This window comes from Flavobacterium glycines (assembly GCF_900100165.1).
In the GTDB taxonomy this organism is placed as follows: domain Bacteria; phylum Bacteroidota; class Bacteroidia; order Flavobacteriales; family Flavobacteriaceae; genus Flavobacterium; species Flavobacterium glycines.
In genome coordinates this window covers 1,369,596-1,394,143 of record NZ_FNEO01000001.1, presented here as the reverse complement: position 1 = coordinate 1,394,143, position 24,548 = coordinate 1,369,596, and the positions used below count along the sequence as shown (strand labels likewise).

The 24,548-nt window shown below is 33.0% G+C and carries 20 protein-coding genes and 2 tRNA genes; 15 read left to right on the top strand and 7 right to left on the bottom strand.

Features of this window, described 5'->3' with window-relative positions; translation table 11 throughout:
* Nucleotides 1–340 precede the first annotated feature (340 nt).
* A complete protein-coding gene (locus tag BLR17_RS05610; protein ID WP_066326876.1) occupies nt 341–556 on the top strand; it encodes a hypothetical protein in 216 nt (71 codons plus the stop codon).
* 109 nt (nt 557–665) lie between these two features.
* On the opposite strand, the gene BLR17_RS05605 is transcribed toward BLR17_RS05610, so the two are convergent.
* The 4 genes from BLR17_RS05605 to mutS form a co-directional block, all read right to left on the bottom strand.
* The gene (locus BLR17_RS05605) at nt 666–1,013 is read right to left on the bottom strand and encodes a DUF1508 domain-containing protein (RefSeq protein WP_066327540.1); all 348 of its coding nucleotides are present in this window, start codon (nt 1,011–1,013) and stop codon (nt 666–668) included.
* Between the two features lie 91 nt (nt 1,014–1,104).
* Nucleotides 1,105–1,190: transfer RNA gene (locus BLR17_RS05600), tRNA-Leu, on the bottom strand.
* 13 nt (nt 1,191–1,203) lie between these two features.
* Nucleotides 1,204–1,276: transfer RNA gene (locus tag BLR17_RS05595), tRNA-Gly, on the bottom strand.
* A 150-nt stretch (nt 1,277–1,426) separates the two neighbouring features.
* Nucleotides 1,427–4,033, bottom strand: a complete 2,607-nt coding sequence (mutS, locus tag BLR17_RS05590; RefSeq protein WP_066326879.1) for a DNA mismatch repair protein MutS — start codon at nt 4,031–4,033, stop codon at nt 1,427–1,429.
* A 163-nt stretch (nt 4,034–4,196) separates the two neighbouring features.
* Here mutS and BLR17_RS05585 point away from each other — a divergent pair, with 163 nt between their 5' ends.
* From BLR17_RS05585 to BLR17_RS05575, 3 genes are all read left to right on the top strand, one after another.
* Nucleotides 4,197–4,637, top strand: a complete 441-nt coding sequence (locus tag BLR17_RS05585; RefSeq protein WP_066326880.1) for a DUF1573 domain-containing protein — start codon at nt 4,197–4,199, stop codon at nt 4,635–4,637.
* Nucleotides 4,638–4,726: 89 nt separating this feature from the next.
* Nucleotides 4,727–5,263 (top strand): RNA methyltransferase, encoded by a 537-nt coding sequence (locus BLR17_RS05580; protein ID WP_066326885.1) that lies wholly within the window; start codon nt 4,727–4,729, stop codon nt 5,261–5,263.
* A 65-nt stretch (nt 5,264–5,328) separates the two neighbouring features.
* Nucleotides 5,329–9,636 carry a T9SS type B sorting domain-containing protein gene (locus BLR17_RS05575; RefSeq protein WP_066326886.1) on the top strand — a complete coding sequence of 1,436 codons (4,308 nt, stop codon included), beginning with the start codon at nt 5,329–5,331 and terminating at the stop codon, nt 9,634–9,636.
* A 1-nt stretch (nt 9,637) separates the two neighbouring features.
* Here BLR17_RS05575 and folK read toward each other — a convergent pair whose 3' ends face one another.
* Nucleotides 9,638–10,774 (bottom strand): 2-amino-4-hydroxy-6-hydroxymethyldihydropteridine diphosphokinase, encoded by a 1,137-nt coding sequence (gene folK, locus BLR17_RS05570; protein WP_066326887.1) that lies wholly within the window; start codon nt 10,772–10,774, stop codon nt 9,638–9,640.
* A 124-nt stretch (nt 10,775–10,898) separates the two neighbouring features.
* On the opposite strand from folK, the gene sppA reads away from it, so the two are divergent.
* From sppA to BLR17_RS05555, 3 genes are all read left to right on the top strand, one after another.
* Nucleotides 10,899–12,659: a signal peptide peptidase SppA gene (gene sppA / locus BLR17_RS05565; RefSeq protein ID WP_066326888.1), complete on the top strand. Its 1,761-nt coding sequence runs from the start codon at nt 10,899–10,901 to the stop codon at nt 12,657–12,659.
* 177 nt (nt 12,660–12,836) lie between these two features.
* Complete coding sequence (locus tag BLR17_RS05560) at nt 12,837–15,488, top strand: AsmA-like C-terminal region-containing protein (RefSeq protein WP_066326893.1); 2,652 nt, start codon at nt 12,837–12,839, stop codon at nt 15,486–15,488.
* A 242-nt stretch (nt 15,489–15,730) separates the two neighbouring features.
* On the top strand, nt 15,731–16,393 hold the full coding sequence (locus tag BLR17_RS05555; protein ID WP_066326896.1) for a hypothetical protein: 663 nt from the start codon (nt 15,731–15,733) through the stop codon (nt 16,391–16,393).
* Between the two features lie 247 nt (nt 16,394–16,640).
* Here the strand turns inward: BLR17_RS05555 and BLR17_RS05550 are convergent, their stop codons facing one another.
* Complete coding sequence (locus BLR17_RS05550) at nt 16,641–17,435, bottom strand: DUF2797 domain-containing protein (RefSeq protein ID WP_066326897.1); 795 nt, start codon at nt 17,433–17,435, stop codon at nt 16,641–16,643.
* 97 nt (nt 17,436–17,532) lie between these two features.
* Here BLR17_RS05550 and BLR17_RS05545 point away from each other — a divergent pair, with 97 nt between their 5' ends.
* Together BLR17_RS05545 and BLR17_RS05540 are read left to right on the top strand one after the other, a co-directional pair.
* Entirely contained in the window at nt 17,533–19,059 is a 1,527-nt protein-coding gene (locus BLR17_RS05545; protein WP_066326899.1) for a GH3 auxin-responsive promoter family protein, read from the top strand.
* Between the two features lie 72 nt (nt 19,060–19,131).
* A complete protein-coding gene (locus tag BLR17_RS05540) occupies nt 19,132–19,656 on the top strand; it encodes an ORF6N domain-containing protein (protein WP_066326901.1) in 525 nt (174 codons plus the stop codon).
* A 62-nt stretch (nt 19,657–19,718) separates the two neighbouring features.
* Here BLR17_RS05540 and BLR17_RS05535 read toward each other — a convergent pair whose 3' ends face one another.
* The gene (locus tag BLR17_RS05535; RefSeq protein ID WP_169817154.1) at nt 19,719–20,780 is read right to left on the bottom strand and encodes a helix-turn-helix transcriptional regulator; all 1,062 of its coding nucleotides are present in this window, start codon (nt 20,778–20,780) and stop codon (nt 19,719–19,721) included.
* 124 nt (nt 20,781–20,904) lie between these two features.
* On the opposite strand from BLR17_RS05535, the gene BLR17_RS05530 reads away from it, so the two are divergent.
* From BLR17_RS05530 to BLR17_RS05505, 6 genes are all read left to right on the top strand, one after another.
* Complete coding sequence (locus tag BLR17_RS05530; RefSeq protein ID WP_066326903.1) at nt 20,905–21,693, top strand: LamG domain-containing protein; 789 nt, start codon at nt 20,905–20,907, stop codon at nt 21,691–21,693.
* 37 nt (nt 21,694–21,730) lie between these two features.
* Nucleotides 21,731–22,285: a hypothetical protein gene (locus BLR17_RS05525; RefSeq protein ID WP_066326905.1), complete on the top strand. Its 555-nt coding sequence runs from the start codon at nt 21,731–21,733 to the stop codon at nt 22,283–22,285.
* Nucleotides 22,286–22,464: 179 nt separating this feature from the next.
* The gene (locus tag BLR17_RS05520; protein ID WP_066326909.1) at nt 22,465–23,055 is read left to right on the top strand and encodes a hypothetical protein; all 591 of its coding nucleotides are present in this window, start codon (nt 22,465–22,467) and stop codon (nt 23,053–23,055) included.
* A gap of 25 nt (nt 23,056–23,080) precedes the next feature.
* A complete protein-coding gene (yaaA, locus tag BLR17_RS05515; protein WP_066326910.1) occupies nt 23,081–23,614 on the top strand; it encodes a peroxide stress protein YaaA in 534 nt (177 codons plus the stop codon).
* 11 nt (nt 23,615–23,625) lie between these two features.
* Nucleotides 23,626–24,048, top strand: coding sequence for a GIY-YIG nuclease family protein (locus tag BLR17_RS05510; protein WP_066326913.1), 423 nt, complete (start codon nt 23,626–23,628; stop codon nt 24,046–24,048).
* 9 nt (nt 24,049–24,057) lie between these two features.
* Nucleotides 24,058–24,543 carry a hypothetical protein gene (locus BLR17_RS05505; RefSeq protein ID WP_066326915.1) on the top strand — a complete coding sequence of 162 codons (486 nt, stop codon included), beginning with the start codon at nt 24,058–24,060 and terminating at the stop codon, nt 24,541–24,543.
* Nucleotides 24,544–24,548: the final 5 nt, after the last annotated feature.

Sequence of the window (24,548 nt, the reverse complement as noted above, 5' to 3'; positions counted from 1 at the left end):
AAAGAAACTTCAGATAAATGAATCTCAAAAATGATAGATTAAAAAAATTGTATTCTCAAAAAACACACTTTGAGATTTAAAAATTCTAAAAAAACAACTTCAAACAAAAACAACACACTCATTATCAATTTATTAAAAAAGTTGTTTGAAAAATACTTTTACGACTCAAGCCCAAAAAACTCAATTATTGAAAATGGCTTTTTTAATCAGTAATCTTCTATCGTTTCAGTGAAAATATAATCAAATAATATTTTAAAAAAAAAATGAAAAAATATTTTACATATTAAAAATTTTATATCTTTGCCTCGAATTAATAATTAACCTTTTATAATAAAGTAAGATGAAAAAAGTATTTTTAAGTTTAGCTGTAGTTGCTGTATTATCTGTTGTATCTTGTAAAAAAGCTGAAGAGGCTCCTGTAGAAGCTGCTGCTGATACTACTGCTGTAGCTGTTGATTCTGCTGCTGTTACTGCTGATACTGCTGCTGTTGCTGTTGATTCTGCTGCTGCTCCAGCTGCTGAAGCTCCTGCTGCTGAAGCTGCTCCAGCTAAGTAATTTTAAATTACCGTAAAAAATAAGCCGTCCATGTGACGGCTTTTTTTTATACCCCTAACCCACAGAACTCCTCTCCCCCTTTAAAGAAAACCCCAAAAGATAAAACTTTTTAATCTATAAATTCAAAATCATTATTAGCAAAATCTAATATCTCCGCTTTTGAACCATACTTTACAATCTCATCAATACCTTTCTGAACCATCAACTCGGTACTGTATTTTCTACTAACAGCAATAACCTTATTATCAACCACCACCCTAAAAAAGAACTTTCCTTTAGAAGTTTTAAATTTCACATAAGAGCAACTCTCAAACACCGAGCGCAAATACTCAGCATCCGCCTCGCAATCCATTCGTAACTCATAAGCATTGCTCGTAAAAATAGTTTTCCCTTTTCTGGAAGTAAACTCAAACTTATAATCACCACTAAATCTTTTACTAATAACAAAAGTCCCCATTTCTATTTTTATTTTTAAAAACATTCAAACCTCTCAAACGAATTGAATACAAATAAAAAAAGCTCCAAACATTTGTTTGAAGCTTTCCTTGTACTCAGAGCGGGACTTGAACCCGCACGAACATTGCTGTTCACTGGATTTTAAGTCCAGCGTGTCTACCAATTTCACCATCCGAGCTGATGTAAAATCGAGCGAAAAACGGGGCTCGAACCCGCGACCTCGACCTTGGCAAGGTCGCGCTCTACCAACTGAGCTATTTTCGCATTTTTCAATTTCTTAAAAGAACCGCGATACTTGTTCTGTATTGCGGATGCAAATTTAAGAGCTTTTTTCGATTATACAAACGTTTTTTAAAAAAATAACCAATATTTTTTTTAAGCTTTTGATTTAGTTTAATTTAAAAAATAAAAAAATTATTTCCTGGTTAACATTCTTTTAATTTCGTTCAACTTCATCAAAGCCTCTACTGGCGTAACCGAATTAATATCAATATTTAAAATTTCCTCTTTTATCTCTTCCAGCAAAGGATCATCCAAATTAAAGAAACTCATTTGCATTTCTTCTTTCTCAGGCTTAATACCATTTAAAGCAGCTCCCGAATGATCTTTCTCTAACTTTTTCAAAATCTTCTGCGCTTTCAAAATCACAATTTGAGGCATCCCCGCCATCTTTGCCACATGAATTCCAAAACTATGCGCACTTCCTCCTTTTACTAATTTTCGAATAAAAAGCACATTATCCTTTAACTCTTTTACCGAAACATTATAATTCTGTATACGAGCCAACGATTCACTCATTTCATTTAATTCGTGATAATGCGTAGCAAATAAGGTTTTGGGTTTTGAAGGATGCTCATGCAAAAATTCAGCAATAGCCCAAGCTATAGATATACCATCATAAGTACTGGTTCCACGCCCGATTTCATCTAATAAAACCAAACTTCTGTCAGAGATATTATTCAAGATAGATGCTGTTTCATTCATTTCTACCATAAAAGTAGATTCTCCCATCGAAATATTATCACTCGCCCCTACTCTGGTAAATATTTTATCCACCACACCCATTTTCACACTATCAGCAGGCACAAAACTTCCCATTTGAGCCAATAGTACAATCAAAGCCGTTTGACGTAATATAGCCGACTTACCCGACATATTAGGTCCGGTAATCATAATAATTTGCTGCGATTCTCTATCCAAGAAAACATCATTAGCAATATAAGGCACACCTACAGGCAATTGTTTTTCAATAACCGGATGCCTACCATTTTTAATATCCAGTTCAAATGTTTCGTCCAGTTCCGGACACACATATTTATTTTCAATCGCTAATTGGGTAAAAGAACACAAACAATCCAACTGTGCAACCAAATTAGCATTCAACTGAACCGGCTTAATATAAGTAGCAATCCAGGCCACCAATTGTTCAAACAACTCTGTTTCTATTTTATGAATCTTTTCCTCAGCACCAAGAATTTTAGATTCGTATTCTTTTAATTCTTCTGTAATATAGCGTTCGGCATTAACCAGTGTTTGTTTTCTAATCCATTCTGCTGGCACTTTATCTTTGTGTGTATTTCTAACTTCGATATAATACCCAAAAACATTATTAAACGAAATCTTCAACGAACTGATTCCGGTACGTTCTGACTCTCTCGCTTCTATTCCTTCTAAAAATTCTTTTCCCGAATTTGATATAGCACGCAATTCATCTAATTCCTCATTAACACCTTTTGCAATCGCATTACCTTTAGCAATAGCCACCGGAGCATCTTGATTTAAAGTCGTTTTTATCTTTTCGCGCAGCAAATCACAGCTGTGTAAATTATCACCAATAATCTTTACTGCTTCTTGCGGACTCTCTAAAGCTAAACTCTTGATCGGAATAATAGCATCCAGCGATTCTTTTAAATAAACCACCTCACGAGGAGAAACTTTTCCTGCTGCTATTTTAGAAATCAAACGTTCTAAATCGGAAATCTGCTTGATTTGATATTGTATTTTTTGCAACACCTCCTGATTGTCTTTCAAATAAGAAACAACATCATGACGACTTTTTACTTTATTGATATCTTTTAAAGGCAATGCCAACCAACGTTTCAATAAACGACCTCCCATTGGCGAAAGCGTTTTATCAATCACATCTAAAAGTGTAACTGCATTAGGATTATAACTATGATACAATTCCAGATTTCGAATTGTAAATCGATCCATCCACACATAAGCATCTTCGGCAATACGTTGAATAGAAGTAATATGCTGCACTTTATTATGCTGTGTCTCGGACAAATAATACAATATAGCACCCGAAGCAATAATTCCTTCTTTTAAATCCTCAACACCAAAACCTTTTAAAGAAATTGTCTGAAAATGTTTTGTCAAAGACTCAAAAGCATAATCTTCTTTGTAAACCCAATCTTCCAGAAAAAAACAATGGTAATCCTCTCCAAAATTGGCTTTAAAATCATTTTTATTATTCTTTTGAATCAGAACTTCACTTGGACTAAAATTCTGTAATAATTTATCAATATACTCAGCATTACCCTGAGCCGTTAAAAACTCCCCTGTAGAAACATCCAAAAAAGAAATCCCAATGGATTTATTGGCAAAATAAACCGAAGCCAAAAAATTATTGGTTTTAGAATGCAGTACTTCATCATTCATAGAAACTCCGGGAGTAACTAATTCGGTCACGCCTCGTTTCACAATAGTTTTAGTCATTTTAGGATCTTCCAACTGATCGCAAATAGCCACACGAAGTCCAGCTTTAACTAATTTAGGCAAATATGTATTAATGGAATGATGCGGAAATCCGGCTAAAGCCGTTTCAGTCTCAGAACCCGCACCACGTTTAGTCAATGTTATTCCTAATATTTTTGCTGAGCGAATCGCATCTTCACCGAATGTTTCATAAAAATCACCAACCCTAAACAACAAACAAGCATCCGGATATTTTCTCTTAATCTCATTATACTGCTTCATTAATGGGGTTTCCTTAACCGCTTTTTCTTTTGATGCCAATTTATTTCGTTTTTTAATTTATTAGAAAAATGAGAAAGCGAATTTAAAAATTTTAAATCGAATAATTATCCATCAAAAAATTAAAAGCATTTTTAAGTAAATTTTAAGCCATTGGCATGATTTTTTCTTTAGATTTGTTGTACAAAACCTAAAAATAAAAAAAATGAAAAAAATACTTTTACTTGCAGCACTTATTGTTTTTGGAGTTACTACTTCTAAAGCACAAGAAACATCTAAAAAAATTAAAGCTACAACTGCCAAGACAGCAAAAGTAAACGGAGCCGGAATGGTTTTTGAAAATGAGACTATCGATTACGGAACTATTGCTCACAATGCAGATGGAAAACGTGAATTTGTTTTTAGAAACAATGGAAACAAACCATTAATCATTACAAACGCTGTAGGTTCATGCGGATGTACTGTTCCAACTTTCCCAAAAGAGCCTATTGCTCCGGGTGCTAAAGCGGTTATCAATGTAAAATATGCTACTGACAGAGTTGGTGCTTTCACAAAAACAGTTACTGTAACTTCAAATGCAGAAGGACAAACTACTAAAGTTTTAACTATTAAAGGAACTGTTCTTGACGATGATAAAAAGAGCTAATCGTTAAAAACAAACAATAACACTCCTAAGAGCTTCCTTTCCTAAAATTGGAAGCTTTTTTTATTATAATAAAACACCTCTTTTCAAAAATGAGAAAACTAGAAAACAGCGAACTGGAACGTAAATCAATTGAAGACTTTAAAAAATCTGAAAAAACACCTCTGATTTTAGTTTTGGACGATGTAAGAAGCCTGCACAACATTGGTTCGGTTTTTAGAACTGCAGATGCTTTTTTGATTGAAAAAATATATTTGTGTGGTATTACAGCAACTCCTCCTAATAAAGAAATTCACAAAACTGCCCTTGGCGCAACCGAAACAGTAAGCTGGGAGCACAACGAAAACGTCCTGGACACTATAACAAAATTAAAACAGGACGGAATTATCACAATGGCTATAGAACAGGTTGAAAATGCTGTCTTTCTACAAAATTTTGAAGTAAAAAAAGGACAAAAATACGCTTTGGTTTTTGGCAATGAAGTTCACGGCGTAGCTCAGGAAGCAGTTGCTTTATGCGATGGCTGTATCGAAATTCCGCAATTAGGAACTAAACATTCTTTGAATATATCTGTTAGTGCCGGGATTGTAGTTTGGGATTTGTTTCAGAAAATGAATTTCAAATCTTGAATTTGTTAAAATTCATTAATATTTTTTTCATACATTAACAGCTTGATTTTTAATCAAATTAATTAATGAAAAAAATATTATTTTCTCTTTTATTATTATCCACTTTTTGGGGACAAGCTCAATACACTTTAATTCCTGACGTAAACTTCGAGCAGGCATTAATAGATTTAGGATTTGATAGTAGTCCTATCGACGGAAAAACACTAACATCCAGCATCAACACAATAACAAAACTTGAGATAAAGAATAAAGGGATTCAGTATTTAACAGGAATTGAAGATTTTATCGCTTTGAAATATTTAGATTGTAGTTATAATAAACTATCGAATATCGATATTTCTAAAAATATAAATTTATCAGAATTACATATTTATTACAATCAACTCACAAATTTAGACATTACAAAAAACCTACGTTTAGCATATCTTTTTTGTAACAACAACCAACTAAACAGCCTAAACACTTCTGAAAACAAAAATTTAATTAACCTTAGTTTTTATAATAACAATATAAGTAGTGTAGACGTTTCCACAAATATTAATTTAACCAATTTAGATTGTAGCAATAACCAAATAGAAACTTTAGACATTTCTCAAAATACTCAACTAACCACTCTTTACTGTTCAAAGAACAAATTAACTTCTTTAGACATTTCTAAACAAGATAATTTAATGGGGCTATTTTGTGGCAATAATCAAATTTCTAATTTAGATGTATCAAAAAAATTCAATTTATACAATTTAAGCTGCGGTAGTAATCCATTGTATGCAATAGATGTAACCACAAATATCAAACTACAAACTCTAGAATGCCAAAACATTCAATTAAAAAATTTAGACATTTCTAAAAACATAAATTTAATCGAATTATATTGTGGTTTTAATCAATTATCTAATATCGACATTTCAAATAATTTAGTTTTAAAAAAATTTTTTTGTGTCAATAATCAATTACAAAGCTTAGACATTTCAAACAACACTCTTTTGAGTTCTTTAGGATGCAATAATAATGAAATAGTAAGTCTTGATATTTCAAAAAATTTAAATTTGACTGAATTATATTGTAACAACAACCAATTAACAGAGTTAAATTTAAAAAACGGTAAAAACATATTCTTAAAAAAATTAAATCTTAAATCCAATCTTAAACTCACTTGTATTCAAGTTGATAATTCAGAATATTCCAACACTAATTGGTCTTTTTACAAAGATTCCTCGGCTAGTTATTCTGAAAATTGCAGCAAAACGGTAGCAATTACACCACCATCAATCACTGCCGATGGAAATGAAATCTATTGCACGCAGTCTTATGTGAAAATTGCCAAAAATGTAATCATTAAGCATGATCCTTCAGAAACAAGTACTAATGCAGTTTATATTCAGATTTCTTCCGGCTATGTTAACGGACAAGATTTACTAAAATTAAGCGATAGCTATACAGCTACCCATCCTTCGATGACAAGTTCTTTTAGTGCTTCTGAGGGCAAACTTAAAATTTTTAGCAGTTCCAATAACTTAGTCCCTTATGACGATTTTATCGCTGCCATTGAAGCAGTTGAATTTTATAATCCTTCAATTTCTGCATCCGGAACCAGAACTTTTTCCATCAACATTAGTGGACAACTTAGTTATTTACCCAGTAACGGACATTACTATGAATACGTACCTGATTTAGGCATTAATTGGACAAAAGCAAAAGATGATGCCGCTGGTAAAAACTATTATGGTTTACAAGGCTATTTAGCCACCTTAACTGCTGCAGACGAAGCACAACTAGCAGGAGCACAAGCTCCGGGAACTGGATGGATTGGCGGTACAGATCAACAAACCGAAGGAACTTGGAAATGGGTTACAGGACCTGAAGGACTTGCTAATGGCGGAACTGGAACTACTTTCTGGATTGGCAAGGGTGCTGGCACCACCACAGCTCCATTCTATTATGCCAACTGGAACAAACCAAACGAACCAAACGACTCCGGAAACAATGAAGATTATGCTCATATAACTGCTCCAGCAGTTGGAAACCCTGGGACCTGGAATGATTTACCAATAGGAGGCAATCCATTAACCACTGCCAATGGCAATTATTACCCTAGAGGATACATAGTAGAATATGGCGGAATGCCTGGAGACCCTATTTTAAATCTAGCAACAAGTACCACAATCACAATATCAAAGATCACCAGCACAACTGCAGCTACAAGATGTGGAAATGGTTCTTTAACACTTCAGGCCGCAGCTGTTGATGGAATCGTAAAATGGTACGACTCGCCAACAGCAACTACTCCAATAGCTACCGGAAATAGCTACATCACTCCTATCCTATCCTCCACAACAACTTATTATGTTGATGCCGGCTGTATAAGCGAAAGAAAACCTATTACCGCAACTATTTTTCCATTACCAATTGTTAATGATATTACTATTTTCCAATGTGACGGAGATTTAATCCCTGACGGCAAAACACTTTTCAACTTGACAGTCAAAAATGATATTATTTCCAGCAATTACAACAATGAAACATTTAGCTATTATACCTCTTCTAATGGTGCCTACAATGCATTAACATCTGATTTGATTTTAAACGAACAGGCATTTGAAAACAGCACTCCAACATCCATGGATATTTGGACCAGAGTATCAAATAAAACAACGGGATGTTTCAGTGTTGCTAAAATAACACTAAAAGTATCTGCAACTAACATTCCTTCAAATTATAAAATTGTAATCCCTGCTGTTTGTGATGACTTCTTAGACATCAATGGCAACAACTCTGCCAATAACAATAACAGGGATGGTATAACTTCTTTCAATCTTTCGTCGACTAAAGCAACTATTCAGGCGCTTTTACCCACCACCGAAGTATACACCATTAGCTATTACAGAAACAAAGCGGATGCTTTGATAGAAACAAATGCTATTAACAATCTTTCTAATTACAGAAATATTGGTTATCCTAACTCACAGGATATCTGGGTACGTATTGATAGTAATTTAGACAATGCCTGTTATGGCTTAGGTCCTTTTATAACCTTAAAAACAGAAGCCTTACCCATTGCAAATCCAGTTTCCATAACCAGACAATGTGATGATAACGACGATGGAATTTTCACCTTTAACACTACATCTTTAGAATCTGATTTAGTAAAAGGGCAAACAAATGTAAACATTACTTATTTCGATCAGAGTAACAATCCATTAAAAGATGCAAACGGAGTTTTAATCTCAAGCCCTTTCCCTTCAAATTTTACAACTTCATCACAAACCATAAAAGCAGTAGTAACAAATAACACCTCAGCTGGATGCTCTGACCAAACTACAATTCAATTTATTGTAGATGACACTCCAGTTGCTTTTACCGTTCCCCAAACATTAACAACCACTTGTGACGATGAAGTAAATCCATTAGAACAAGACGGAAAATACGGCTTTAACACTTCTACATTCCAAACAACTATTCTTGGCGGACAAACCGGTATGATAGTAAAATACTATGACCAAAATGGAGCTGTTCTACCAAGTCCCCTACCCAATCCCTTTATAACAGGAACACAAAATATTACTGCTACAGTTGAAAACCCAAATAATCCAAACTGTACCGCTTCGACAATATTGAATTTTGTAGTACATCCAATTCCAAGTATAGACATAAACTCAGATGGAAATTCTAATGAATTAGTTTGTTCGAATCTTTCTACCTTTTTTGTTACATTAAATGCCGGTATCACCAATAATACTCCAACAACAAATTACAGTTATATTTGGAAAAAAGACGGTATAGATTTAGGCATCAATACACCAACATTGAATGTAAATAGTGTTGGAACATATACTGTTGAAGTTATAAACAGCTATGGTTGTAGCCGAACAAGAAGCATCACTGTTACCGCTTCTAATATCGCCACTATTGACTCCATTGATGTCATCGATTTAACCGACGTGAACACAATTACAGTTAATATAAGTGGACCTGGCGATTACGAATTCAGTTTAGATGATTCAAATAATTTTTGGCAAAATTCGAATGTTTTCAACAATGTTCCTGCCGGAATTCACGAAGTTTTTGTTAACGATAAAAATGGATGTGGTATTGTTTCAAAAATAGTTGCAGTTGTAGGAATTCCAAAATATTTCACACCTAACAATGATTCATCTAATGATCTTTGGGGAATTAAAGCAATGGCAAAATATCCGGAAGCTTATGTGCAAATTTTTGATCGATATGGAAAACTGATTAAATTTTTAAACAAATCAAACCCATATTGGGACGGCACCTTTAACGGCTCGGCATTACCGGCTAATGATTATTGGTATGTGATAAAACTTGAAGAAGGGAAGCCGGAAATCCGCGGGCATTTTTCTTTAAAAAGATAACTTAACTATTGATTTTCTTTTGAATTTCCTCCAAAATAAAAAGATAATCCGACTGATTGTTTACAAAATCCTTATTCGTCACATCTATAACTAATATGTTTAAGTCCTTTTGCCTGTTTAAATAATCCAAATAAGCACTATTAATTTTATCAAGATATTCGGCCGAAATTTCCTGCTCATAATCTCGACCTCTTTTTTTAATATTTTCCAATAATCTCTCCGGATGTTGTAATAAATAGACATACAAATCCGGTTTGGGTATTTCTTTATAAATAATATCAAAAAGATTTCTGTACAATTGATATTCTTCGTCTTCCAAAGTAACTTTTGCAAAAATCAAAGATTTAAAAACATGATAATCGGCAACTAGAGACTCTTTTTTCAAGTCTAATAAAGTCAAATCTTTTGACAATTGCTCATAACGATCAACTAAAAAAGATAATTCCAAAGGGAAAGCATATCGCACCGGATTTTTATAAAATTTTGCCAAAAAAGAATTATCACTAAAACGCTCTAAAAGAGTATTCGCTTTAAAATCTTGTGCTATTTTAGTAACCAAAGTAGTTTTACCAGCACCAATATTCCCTTCAAAAGCGATATAGTGTAAATTGCTAAAATCAAACTTTTGCAAAGGGTTTTCGATTGAAGCCACAGCAATACATTCACCATCATCCTCACAAAGGGCAACTAATTCTGAAATACTTTTTTTTAGAATAGGATGTGTCCAATTCACCATTAAATCCTGAAAAGGCAGCAATACAAACTTCCTGTTTTGCATTAATGGATGCGGAATTGTGAGTGTTTCGGTATCAATGATAACTTCATCAAAAGCCACCATGTCAATATCAATTATTCGGGATTGATAACCATTTTCGTTATTTCGAATTCGTCCCAGTTGTTTTTCAATTGCTAAGGCTTTCAACAGCACTTCAGCAGCCGAAAAATGGCTGTGTAAAATCAGGGCACAATTGTAAAAAGCATCACTATCAAAACCCCAGGCCGCAGTTTCATAAACCTGGGAAACCTGAATTACCGTTCCTATTTCCTCATGTATCAATGCAACACTTTCTTTTATTGCTGCAAGTCGGTCGCCTTGATTACTGCCAATAGATAAAATGACCTGATGTTGTGCTTTCATATTAAGCACAAATTAACTAAAGAATTTTAGAATTAGCAATATCTTTGCACAAAGTATCTGTTCATCAATTTTAAAAAAGAAAATTAAAAAGATACTTTTCGCTACAAAATCAAAGAATACTATTATGAAATTTTTAAGCAATGTTATCGCTACAGTTGTAGGTTTGTTTGTATTTTTAATGTTGATGTTTTTCGGAATCATTTTTATCACCATGCTTTTTGGAGGGGAAAGTGAATCTGAATCTCTCAAAAGCAATTCTGTTCTCGAATTAAATCTTGGAGATGTAAAATATGATTATGCCGGTAAATACAAAGATCCCTGGATGAGTTTTTTTTCTGAAGAAAAAAACATTGGCCTTTCGGATGTAATCAATGCTATCGACGTAGCTTCTATAGATGATAATATTAAAGGAATTTCTATTTTAAATAATCCTAACGAATTGGGAATGGCTCAAAATAAAGAGCTGAGAAATGCCCTTGAAAACTTTAAAAAATCAGGAAAGTTTGTTATGGCTTACGCCAATAGCTATTCGCAAAAAGAATACTATTTAAATTCGGTTGCCAATTCTATTTATTTAAATCCTGTGGGCGAATTAGACTTTAAAGGGCTTTCCTCTGAAATTATGTTCTTTAAAGATTTACAGGAAAAAACCGGAGTGAAAATGGAAGTTTTACGACACGGAAAATACAAAAGTGCCGTGGAACCTTTCTTAGAAAACAAAATGAGCGACGCCAACAGAGAACAAACCTCTGTCTTATTGCATTCGATTTGGAACTCAGTTTGTGCCGACATCGCAAAAAGTCGAAATATTTCGGTAACCAAATTAAATCAAATTGCCAATGGACTACTGGCACGAACTCCCGAAATGGCAAAAAAACAAAAACTGGTAGACTATATTGCGTATGAAGACACCTACCATAATGACATCAAAAAAGCACTAAAAGTAAGCTCTGACAAAGATTATAACAAAATATCCATTAGCGATTATACTCATAAAATGACCACTACCTCGGTAATTTCTGAAACCGATGATACAATTGCTGTAATTTTTGCCCAGGGCGAAATCCAAAGTGGCGAAGGCGATGTAAACACCATTGGGGAAGGCTCCATTCGTCGTTCCTTACAAGAAGCCCGAAAAGACAAAAAAATAAAAGCAATTGTACTTAGAATTGACAGTCCGGGAGGAAATGCCTTAACCTCCGATTTAATCTGGAGAGAAATAGAATTGACCAAAAAAGTTAAACCAATAGTTGTTTCTATGGGAAATTATGCTGCTTCAGGAGGTTATTATATTGCTTGTAATGCTAATACTATTTTTGCTCAAGACAACACTATCACCGGTTCAATAGGCGTTTTTGGCATCCTTCCAAATTTTAGTCAGTTGACAAAAAAAATCGGAATCAATATTGAACAGGTAAAAACACATCAAAATGCTTCCGATTACAGTCCGTTTGTTCCCATGGAAGAAAACTTTAAAAATGTGACACTGGAAGGCATTGAACATGTTTACAAAACCTTTGTTAGCCATGTAGCTCAAGGTCGAAAAATGAGTTTTGCTGCCGTTGATTCTATTGCACAAGGAAGGGTATGGTCAGGTTCAGAAGCATTAAAAATTGGTTTAGTAGATAAAATTGGCGGACTAAACGCTGCCATTGTTGAAGCAGCCCGTTTATCTAAAACTCAGAATTACAGCACCAAAAATTACCCTGAATACGAAGAAAATCTTGACGATATGCTTTCAAAATTACCTTTTGGAAGTTCAAAAGCCGACATTATTAAAGAAGAAATAGGGAAAGAAAACTACCAACTTTTACAACAAATCAAAAAATTGCAATCCCGAAAAGGAATTCAGGCAATGTTACCTTTTGAAATAAGCATTTATTAATAATTTACAGTCTTCTAAAATAGTATCAATCAAAATCCGTTTATAATTTTAGCGGATTTTTTTTCTGTAATCCCCTTAAGAAGATATAACATATTATGAAAATATTATAAACTTATCTACGCCTATTACTTTATTTTTGTAATAGAACATCTCACGTGTAATTTAAATTCCTTCGTCATGTTAAAAAAAGCACTAAAAATATTCGGAATTATTATCGCTCTTTTTGCTGTTTCCTTATTCGCTATTCCCTATTTTTTTAAGGATCAGATAAAAGCAAAAATCTTGGAGGCTATCAATCAAAAAGTGGATGCCAAAGTGAGTTTTGCAGATGCCGATTTGAGTTTGTTCAAAAACTTTCCCAATGCAAATGTCACCATCGAAAAATTAGCCATCATCAACAAAGCACCATTTGAAGGAGACACTCTGGTTGCATTAGGCGAACTGAATTTAAAAATGTCAATTAAAGAACTTTTTAAAGGTGACAATGAACCCATCAATATTGATGGAATAAATTCTAAAGACGGTTTAATCAATATTATTTTCAACAAAGATGGAATTGGAAATTATGATATTGCTCTAAAAGATGAAAAAGAAACCGATAAAAGCAAAGGCAAACCATTGGCTTTGAACATCCAGAATTACAAACTGGAAAATTTTCAATTCCGTTATTTTGACGAAAGTTCGAAAATAAAAATGCTAATTGACAGTTTGAACCACGAAGGAACAGGAGATTTTGCGGCTTCCAAATTAGATTTAAACACCAAATCAACAGCCAAAATAAGTCTGGATATGGACAAGGTGAATTATATGAACAAAGTAGCCTTGACACTGGATGCTGTTTTAGGAATTGATTTAGAAAAAAGCAAATACACTTTCAAAGAAAACAAGGCTTTAATCAATCAATTGCCTTTGGAATTTGACGGATTTATTCAATTAGTTGATGCCGGTCAGGAATACGATTTGAAATTCAAAACGCCAACATCTTCATTTAAAAACTTCTTAGGTGTTATTCCGGCGGCTTATGCGGCTGATCTGGACAATGTAAAAACTACCGGAGATTTTACTGTAGCCGGATTTGCGAAAGGATTGTACTCAGACAAAACGGTTCCAAAATTCAATATTGAAATCGCTTCTAATAATGCTTCTTTTCAATATCCTAATCTTCCTAAATCGGTTCAGAATATTATCATTGATACTAAAATCATCAATCAAACCGGAATTTTAAATGATACTTATGTCAACTTAGACAAACTTTCTTTCCGTATTGATCAGGATGTTTTTAATGCCAAAGCCAATATTAAAAATGTTACCCAAAATGCTCTTGTAGATGCCATGTTAAAAGGAACCATTAACTTAGGCAATTTATCAAAAGCCTATCCTGTAAAACTGGACAAACCTTTAAGCGGAATTCTAAAAGCCGATGTGACTACTCAATTCGACATGCAATCGGTAGAAAAAAGCCAATATCAAAACATCAAAAATTCAGGAACAATGAGTTTGTCTGGATTTAAATACACCGACGAAAACGGCAAATCGATGAACATTAGCACAGCCGAAATCGCCTTTAATCCGTCAAGAGTAAACCTGAAACAATTTAAAGCTTCGACCGGAAAAAGCGATTTGAGTGTTACCGGAGTTTTAGAAAATTTCTACGGCTTTGTATTTAAAAATCAAAACCTACAGGGTAATTTTAATCTGACTTCTAATCAATTAGCCGTTAATGATTTTGTAACTACTGAAGAGAAACCAAAAACAGCAACTACAACATCCGACAACACAAAAGCTAAGAAAACAGAAGCCATGAAAATCCCTGCCTATCTGGATTGTACGCTTACCGCAAAAGCCAATACGGTATTGTACGATAATTTAACACTAAAAAATGTTTCGGGTAAATTAATCGTTAAAGACGAAAAACTAACGATGGAGAACATCAAAACTAACATTTTTGGTGGAGCTATCGGATTAAATGGTGCTGTCTCTACAAAAGGAAAAACACCAACATTTGATATGGATTTAGGTTTAAACCAGGTTGATATTGCACAATCCTTTACACAATTAGACATGCTTAAAAAACTGGCTCCAATTGCAGGGGTAGTTAATGGAAAAATCAACTCCACTATCAAATTAAACGGAAATCTGGATGCCGTAGAATTAACTCCCGATTTAAAAACCATCACCGGAGATTTATTAGGTCAATTTCTATCTACCACTATCAATTCCAGTAATTCGACACTATTGACGGCTTTGACTTCGAATATTAAATTCTTAGATTTGAACAAAATCAATTTAAATGATTTAAGAGCGGCAATTACATTCAAAGAAGGAAAAGTAAACGTAAAACCTTTTAATATAAAATACAAAGATATTCAGGCAACTATAGGCGGTACTCATGGTTTTGATCAGAGCATGAATTACAATATCAAATTCAATGTTCCTGCTAAATATTTAGGCACAGAAGCCAATGCTTTAATTTCAAAACTATCTGCTGCGGATGCCGCCAAACTGGAAAACATTCCGGTAAATGCACTTTTAAGCGGTAGTTTTTCAAAACCTAAAATCACCACCGATTTAAAAACTGCGGCCACTAACTTAACCAATCAACTAATCCAACAACAAAAACAAAAATTAGTGAGCAAAGGAAACGCTGCTTTAACCGACATTATCAATAAAAACAAAAAAGCAGGAGATACTACAAAAACAGTCATTCCGACAACTAAAACCGAAGTACAAACGAAAGCTAAAGAAGAGGTAAAAGCAAAAGCAACCGATCTATTGAACAATCTCTTTAACAAAAAGAAAAAAGTAGCGGATACTACTGCAACAAAATAACAATTTATCATTTAAAAAAAAGGATGGGTTTTCTAATTGGAGAATCATCCTTTTTTTTGTTTTATAATTAAATAAAACTATTCAAGTAGTAATTTCAGGAAAATTTTAAAACTGATTTTTGTAAGATATTTTTATACATTTGAAAAATAAACAAAACCAGCTTTTTTGATTAAAACAAGCTTCGTATAGAAAGTATATGTAATAGCGTTGTTTACATAAGCCAGGTAGCTAAAATTAAAACTATGAAATTAAAATTTTTAATTATTGCTTCAATTATTTGTTTAATTACAAATCGTTCTTTAGCCCAAAAAATAACTACTATATACGAAATAGCGAATCTTTCTGAATTGAAAAACAAGAAAGATAGTATTGACAAACAATTAAGTTATTTAAAGTTAGAATTTTATCTTCAAAACATGAAAAAAGGAAAAAGCAGATATTCTTTGGCTACACAAGAAGATAAAAATCTTTTATGGGTTATGCATAAATCTCCTAACTATGAAAAACTAAAAAAAATATGGCAGGAAGCAGTACGCGAATATATTGCCTTTGAAGACGAATATTCTCCCGAAATAAAGAAACATCGAAGTTTAAATTATAAAAACAGTCAGAAATCTTTAACCAACAGAAATGAGTATAATAAAACATATCTAGCTCTAAAGGAAGAGTTAAAATTTAGAGAATACGAAAAATATATCTATTATGAAAAAAAATTCTCTGACAAACTTGGAGATATGTGGTATGATGGCGGATCCTACTTATTAAACTTTTACAAATCTAGAAACTTGGAGATTCCGACAAATTGGCTAACTGATAAAGATTTATTTGGTATTGAAAATTTCTCCAACTACAATGAATTGATGAAGAATCTAAAATATATTAGCAAAGTAATCAAAACGAATTAACTTTAGCGAATAGAGTTAACAACTTTACTTCAAACGAAAGGCAATACCCCTCTTAAATATTTATATTCCAAAATCAAAAAAATATCGTTGTCCATAACGCGTAAGGGATGGAAGCGACATCCTTTTAGGAATCCTTCGCCTTTTTAGGCGGAAAGGATTCCTAAAAGATATAGCGTACAGCCCGACCTTATTGAAAAACATTTTTCTTGTTTTTCAATAAGGGAACGCTCAAATAATAATAATGCTGTTACACCGAAATACTCACCACATACCCCTCAGAACCACGAACATTAAAAACAGTTCCGTCTTCAAATAGTAGATACTGTCCTTTTATCCCGGTTAATTTTCCCTCAAACTTGGGTGTTTTATCTAAGCTCAGACTCTTCACCTTTGAAGGATATTGCAAAACCGGATAGTCCATTTGGTACAAATCATTTTTATCCAAAATAAAATAATCCCGTACTTCGTCAGGAATTAAATTTTCCAATTTCAATCGCTCGGCTACTAAATCGACGGCTTCAATATCATTGGTCAACATTTTACGCCAATTCGTTTTATCGGCATAATGGTCTTTTAAAGCTACCTCAGTAATCCCAGCCAAATAACGATTCGGAACTTCAACAATAGCAATCGCCTCAGTAGCTCCCTGATCAATCCATCGGGTAGGCACCTGGGTTTTACGTGTTACACCCACTTTTATCTCGCTAGACAAAGCCAAATACACAATATGAGGCTGCAATTGCACCTTTTCTTCATAAGCCAAATCACGGTCTGCAATCCCTAAATGTGCGGTACTCAACTCAGGTTTCATAATCCAGTCGCCCACAGCAGCACTGGAATAAAAACATTCGTAACAAAATCCCTGACGGAAAATTTTCTTTTTCTTATTGCAATTCAAGCATTGAAAACCTACAAAATCAATTGAAATATCTTTACCTATCAGCTGATTAACATTCAAAAAACTAGTTTCAAAAACTAAGTAGTATTGAATAGGTTTTCCATATTCGGTTTCCATTTTAGTAAGTACGCCTTCGTATTGCATTAAGATTGAATTTTTAAGGTTTGCTGTTTCGTAAATTTTGCTATTTTTGGTAAAGTTATTATTCCTAAGCTAAATTTCATAACCCTATTTTTTAAAAATGCCAATACAGCTCATCAATTCATTTGCTTCCTGGGTTTTAAAACAACGAATCCATCAAATCGAACTTTTCCTGAAATACCCAAACGAGGTTCAGGAAGAGCTGCTTATGAATTTGATTGCTGCAGCAAAAAATACAGTATTAGGCAAAAAATACGATTATGCTTCGATTAATTCCTATGCTACTTTTGCAGAAAGAATTCCGATTGCTACTTATGAAGAATTACAGCCTTTAATTGAAAGAACGCGTCAGGGAGAACAAAATGTTTTTTGGGAATCGCCTATTAAATGGTTTGCAAAATCAAGCGGAACCACTAATGCAAAAAGCAAATTTATCCCTGTAAGCAACGAAGCACTCGAAGATTGCCATTACAAAGGCAGCAAGGATTTATTGTGCCTTTATTTAAGCAACAATGAAAACTCGGAACTTTTTACAGGCAAAAGTTTACGTTTGGGAGGAAGTTCTCAAATCTATGAAGACAACAATAGTTTCTTTGGCGATTTATCGGCAATATTGATTGAAAATATGCCTATTTGGGCTGAATTCAGCAGTACGCCAAGCAATAAAATTTCGTTAATGAGCGAATGGGAATCCAAAATGGCAGCCATTATCAACGAAACCAAAAGAGAAAATGTAACCAGCTTTGCAGGAGTTCCTTCGTGGATGCTGGTGTTAATGAACAAAATGCTGGAAGAAACCGGCAAAGGCAATTTATTCGAAATTTGGCCTAACCTGGAAGTTTATTTTCACGGAGGAGTAAGTTTCAATCCGTACCGCGAGCAATACCAAAACCTGCTTCCTAAAAAAGAATTCAAATATTACGAAATATACAATGCTTCGGAAGGATTTTTTGCCATTCAGGATTTAAATCATTCCAGTGATTTATTGTTAATGCTGGACTACGGAATTTTTTATGAATTTATTCCAATGGACACTTTTGGGACACCCAATCAAAAAGTAATCCGTTTAGCCGATGTGGAATTAAATAAAAACTATGCTATTGTTATCACCACTAATTCGGGATTGTTCCGTTATTTAGTAGGCGACACCGTGCGTTTCACTTCGCTAAATCCATTTAGAATCAGGGTTACCGGAAGAACCAAACACCACATCAACGTTTTTGGAGAAGAATTAATGGTCGAAAACACTGATCAGGCACTTGCCAAGGCCTGTCATATCACCCATGCTGAAATAATCGACTATACCGTTGCCCCTGTTTTTATGAATGGAAAAGAAAAAGGAGCACACGAGTGGATGATTGAGTTCAAGAAAAAACCGGCTGATATGGCTGTTTTTCAAAAAGCGCTGGACGAAACGTTACAAACTCTGAATTCGGATTACGAGGCCAAACGCTACAACAACATGACACTAAATCCTTTGGTAATCAATGTTGCGAGAGAGCATTTATTCTATGATTGGCTCAAAGACAACAATAAATTAGGTGGTCAACACAAAATACCGAGACTATCTAATCAAAGAGATTATCTGGAACAGTTGAAAAGTATGCAGATTAAGATAGTTATTTAATCCTATAAATTTAAAATCTCAACCTAGGAATATTTAAATTTTTGCTTTATTTTTATTACAAAATTTTAAAGCATGAATGATAACATTACTATTCCTGACGAAATCATTACTAGCAAAATTTATTTAATTAGAAATTTAAAAGTAATGATTGACAAAGATCTGGCTGAACTTTATAGTGTAGAGACCAAACAACTCAAAAGACAAGTTCGTAGAAATATAGAAAGATTTCCTGAGGATTTTATGTTTGAACTTAGCGAACAAGAATTTGAAAACTTGAGGAGCCATTTTGGCACCTCAAACTGGGGAGGGACTAGATATACACCTATGGCATTTACCGAACAAGGAGTAGCTATGTTGTCAAGTATACTGAACAGTTCTACAGCAATCAAAATGAACATTCAGATTATTCGTGTGTTTACTAAAATGAGAGCAATACTTACTGATACTCTAAGTATGAAAATTGAAATCGAAGAAATTAAAAAGAAGCTAAACAATCACAGTAAAAATATTGAACTCGTTTTTAATTATCTAGATGAATTGGTTGACAAAAAAGAGAACACTGTACCAAGGAAAAAGATAGGCTATAAAAACGATTAATATCATAATAAATCATCTGCAACAGTTGAAAAACATGAAGTAGAAAGTGTTTTTTTTTCAATCTAATCCTTTTTGTATTCGAAATGATTTTTATAAACTAAGGTTTCACTAGACGCTACATTTTTATTCATTTTAATCAAAATCTGATTATACTGCTCCTGAAGAAGAACAGGTTCAATAACACGAACATTATCCATCCATTGAAAAAGCCAGCCTACCAATTCCCTATTGATACCACAACGCATAGTCATAATCCAATTGCCGTTTTCTTTTACAAATTTTTCCGAATGATGCCAATGATATTTAGAAACCAAAGCTCCTGTTACGGATGTAAATTCAAGTTTAACATCATAAACCTCATCATTTATATTTTTAGTAATGCCAAAACGATTACCTAATTCCTGATTAATTTGAGCTTCATATTGCTCTCTGTTAAAACCCGATTTTGATACAGTGACATTTACAAATTGCCCAATTTCGTACACTACCGCTTTTTTATTTTCAATCCCTGCAATGAAAAAATCACCTCGATGAAATACAATTCGAAAAGGTAAAAACTTAACATTCCATTTCTTTGTGGCATTATTATCACTTGTAAAATCATTTACAACTTCACTTATTTTTACCACTAATGAGTTCCTGATAGCTTTCAACAAATCATCAACTACTTTATTAAAATTAGCATCTCCTTTTACGGTATAAAAATTAGTCGCCTTTATAATTTCATAATTATTCAAACTTTGTTTACCACTTACCAAAACCAAAACTTTATTTAAAATCCTACGTAAGGCTTTCTTATCCTTACCTACATTTCGTTGTTCCAATAAAGGTACACTTCCCGATTGTTCCATCAACTGCCAGGTATTAATTGTTTGTTGTTCGATGGTCTTATTTCGTTCTGATATAGTGATTTTATACATCTTACTCAAACCTTCCTTTGTTACTTGCATTACTTCATCGGTTCTCAGAAAAAATTCCGCTACATCTTTTAAATCCCGCTGTAATTGACGAAGACTTATCTCGGCATTATTCTGTTTAAGATAAGCTAAAATAGTTTTTGCATCAGCCGATGTTTCTTTCAAATAAGTAGAGATGATTTTTAATCTTTCGAGTTGTTTAAGCATAATTTGAGTATTGAAATACAAATATAAACCTTTATACGACATAAAACGCCTATTGTTTTGAGGCTATAAAAAATACCGAAAAACATACCAATACCTTTGCCCTAAACTTATAAATCCAATACAAATGAAAACATTTGAATCTTTAAAGAAACTTACCGCTATGATTGTTTTTGCTGTTTTATTATATAATTGTAGCCCAAACAGCGACTCAACACCGGCAACATTTCCAAGCGATGGTCTAATTGCCCAATACAATTTTGATGGCGATGCAAATGATAGTTCCGGTCATGATTTAAACGGAACCGTTCATGGAGCAACTTTAACTACTGACAAAAACAACAAGACTCACAGAGCTTACGATTTTGACTTTAGCAATGCCAGTTTCGGAAACCAAAACGATGAAATCTACATCCCTTATTCTCCATTAATGAATGTGAATAATATAACAGTATCACTATGGCTTTATCCACGTTCATATTTCTGGAATGGGAATACTAACAATCCTTATTCTACAATTATCAATCGCTTTCAATACGGATACTCTAATCCAAATGGTCAGGTTTGGGGAATCACATTCAATCCAACTTCCGTTACCGCTTTTATTGTAGGAACAAACGGAACAGGCAGTGCAAATGCTGTTTCAAACCAACCATTAACTCTAAATAAATGGTATCACTTGGTAATGACCTACAATCAGAATCAAGTTAGGCTATATATCAACGGAAGACTTGCAGCGACTCAAAATTACTCCAGCACGATGAATACATCCGGAAATTCAGGAATTTCAATTGGAGAGTCTAATCAGGCTAACGGTTATTGGAATCATACGGATGGAAAAATAGATGATGTTGCTATTTGGGACAGAGCATTAACTCCAACCGAAATCGAAGCGCTTTACAGCATTCAAAACTAATAAAAGAAAACTCATTTCTGATGGAGGAATTTAACCAATGCCCGCAGCCAAACTCAAAATAAACCTTTTTGGAGAATCCCAAACCATCAAAAGATTGAGTATTGACCCCGCTGAAAAAATAGAATATGAACGTATTGCCCAACGTATGCAGCTGCCCTTACACCAAGCGTTAACCGACCCTTATTTTTATTTTTTATTGCAAAAAGACCGCATTCAATCATTTGAAAATTTTAAGGGATGCTCCAGTAAAGTACTGCTGAATACTCCAAAAAATCTAATCGAGATTTGGCAGCAAAACAAAAAAATACAAAAATTAAAAATCAATGATTTGAATCAGGAATTACTGCTGTTTCCACTTTATACTACTGAAATTAATAAAGAGAAATTCACTTTAAAAAAAGGCATATATATCGAACAAAAAGAAATTGGATTAATTGGACAGTATGAAATGTTGCTTGATGATTTTAGAATCGAGAAATTGCTGTTTCAACTGGCAGGCAACAATCTTCAAAAAATCACTTATGAAAACAGGGAATTAAAATTCATTAAATCAGACAGTTTATTGACATATCTAAACAGTTTTGAAATATAACCTTTAACAAAAAATTATGAATCAAAAAGTTGCAAGCTAAAATTTAAAATAAATCTAATTAATGTTTTTTTTGCTAAAAGGAATAGCTTTAATTTTATTGAAAATTCTTATATATATAATTCAAATGCTTTGTGAATCAATATTTTTTTCTTTAAAGTAATCAAAAAAATAACACCCATATGAACAAAAATCAAATTATTGCAGGTATTTACAATTATCTTAATGAAGAAATAAATCATTCCGCTTATGATTTAATCATCACAAATGACATCCGGGTGGAGAATTTCTTTGTCATAAATATTGGCGTCTATTTGAAAAAATTAGTGGAAACAAAAAAGATTAAGAGCTTTAATTTTCAGCATACCGTATTATTATTAAAACCAAAACGAATACATATTGACATCACTTTTACGGATTTAAACAATGAGGAAACTTATCTCGAACTCAAACATTTTTCTATTTCCGGAAACAGGGGAAAAGGAAGAAAGCTCAACTTTTATACCTCAAACAGTTTCGAAGGCAAGAAAGTGGGTATAATTGGCGACTGCGAAAAGTTTGATAGTCTTTCTCAAAACGGAATAATTAAACCTGAAATCAATAAAATATGCTGTGCGGTAATCACTCCTAAACCTAGTCTGGAAGAAATTAATGCAATAACAGCTAAGTTTAGTAAGTATTCCGAACTCTCGAATTGGAATTTAAATTTTCAGGTTCCATTTACAGACCAATATTCTAAACTCGGATTTTTTACGCTGGAGAAAATAAAATAATAACTAATTAAAATTAATAGAAAATATGGCATATTTAATTACATGCTCAGGAAGTAAAACAAAACCAGTACTTGATAATCCGAATAATCTTGAAAATCTATCCAATAACAATGAATTATTTGACGCAAGATTAAATTTGATAAAATTAACAGAAATTGAGTTAGATTGGAGTAAAACATTACCTGCGTGGCAATTGTATTCGACAAATAGGTCTATTATATATAGACAGGTATTACAGAATAATTGGTTAAAACCCCAAACAGATATTAAAATTTTATCAGCCTTATTTGGATGGATTAAATTTGATGATTTAATTCCTTATTATGACTTAGCCATAAATAAAAGGAAGAATGGGATAATGCCTTATTTATTTTGGAGAGAATCTCAATTATTAGAAAACCTTATATTGGAAAATGATATTGATTTGCTATCAAATACATATAGAAAAGCGATTAATTATGAAGGTAATACTTTGGCAAATTATCCTGTATTAACTTGGCAGGATAATCGTGGACATCATAAAGGACGTTGGTTGAATGAGCAACTAAATTTATTATAATCAAAAAAATTATGAATCCAATTTTACAATACTTAAACACATATAGACGCAAAGGAGGCTTATACTTTATTAAACCAAAAGACAAAGAAATACTTCAACAAATATGCTTAAAAACGGGATACACTTACACCAGTGAAATAGCATATATTGGCAAAGCAGAAGTTACGAAAACTTCTGATTTATTTTGTAGAGCAAAGCAAGAAATGGGATGGTCAAATTTTGAAGGAGCTACTTTTGTTAAAAAAATCGGGTTGTTTCTGGATTTCGATGTCAAAGACAAAAAAAACAAAGAATTAAGGGAAAAAACTAAATCATTTATTCATTCCAATTTTAATATTGAATGTATAGTCTTTGATGAAAATACAAATATTCAACTTATAGAAACGGAGTACATAAAAAAATTAAAGCCATGTTTAAATAATAAAAAAAGATAATCCAATTTAATGGTAAAAATCAACAATCCTAGAAAAGCTAACTTTCAAACCGATGCTGTTTTAATCACAGAATACCGAGATTCTAATTATCTCATAAGGTCGGAAAATCATGGTTTCCAATTTGACAAAGTCAACCTAAAAAGACGTTATGAAATTGCCAAAAATGACATTGAAAACTTTTGTACAGAAGTTTCTTTATTACATCAAAAAGATATTTTGCTATGTTTTTCCAGTAGATTAATTTATACTAAAACAATTAAAGACGGAATCTGTAAATGGGAATATTCGCAAAACAGCAGCATTTTTATCAATAAAATCTTTAAAGATGATTCCATATATTTTTATGGTTATTTCGAAATAGCTAAAATATATTCTCCAACTGATTTAAGACAAGAAAGATATAATTTTCAACTTGTTGTAAAAAACACTCCTCTTTTTCTGGAAGTGCTGGAGGAAGATTTTGATAATTTATTTTTCAGTAACGAAGAAGCCTAAATAAA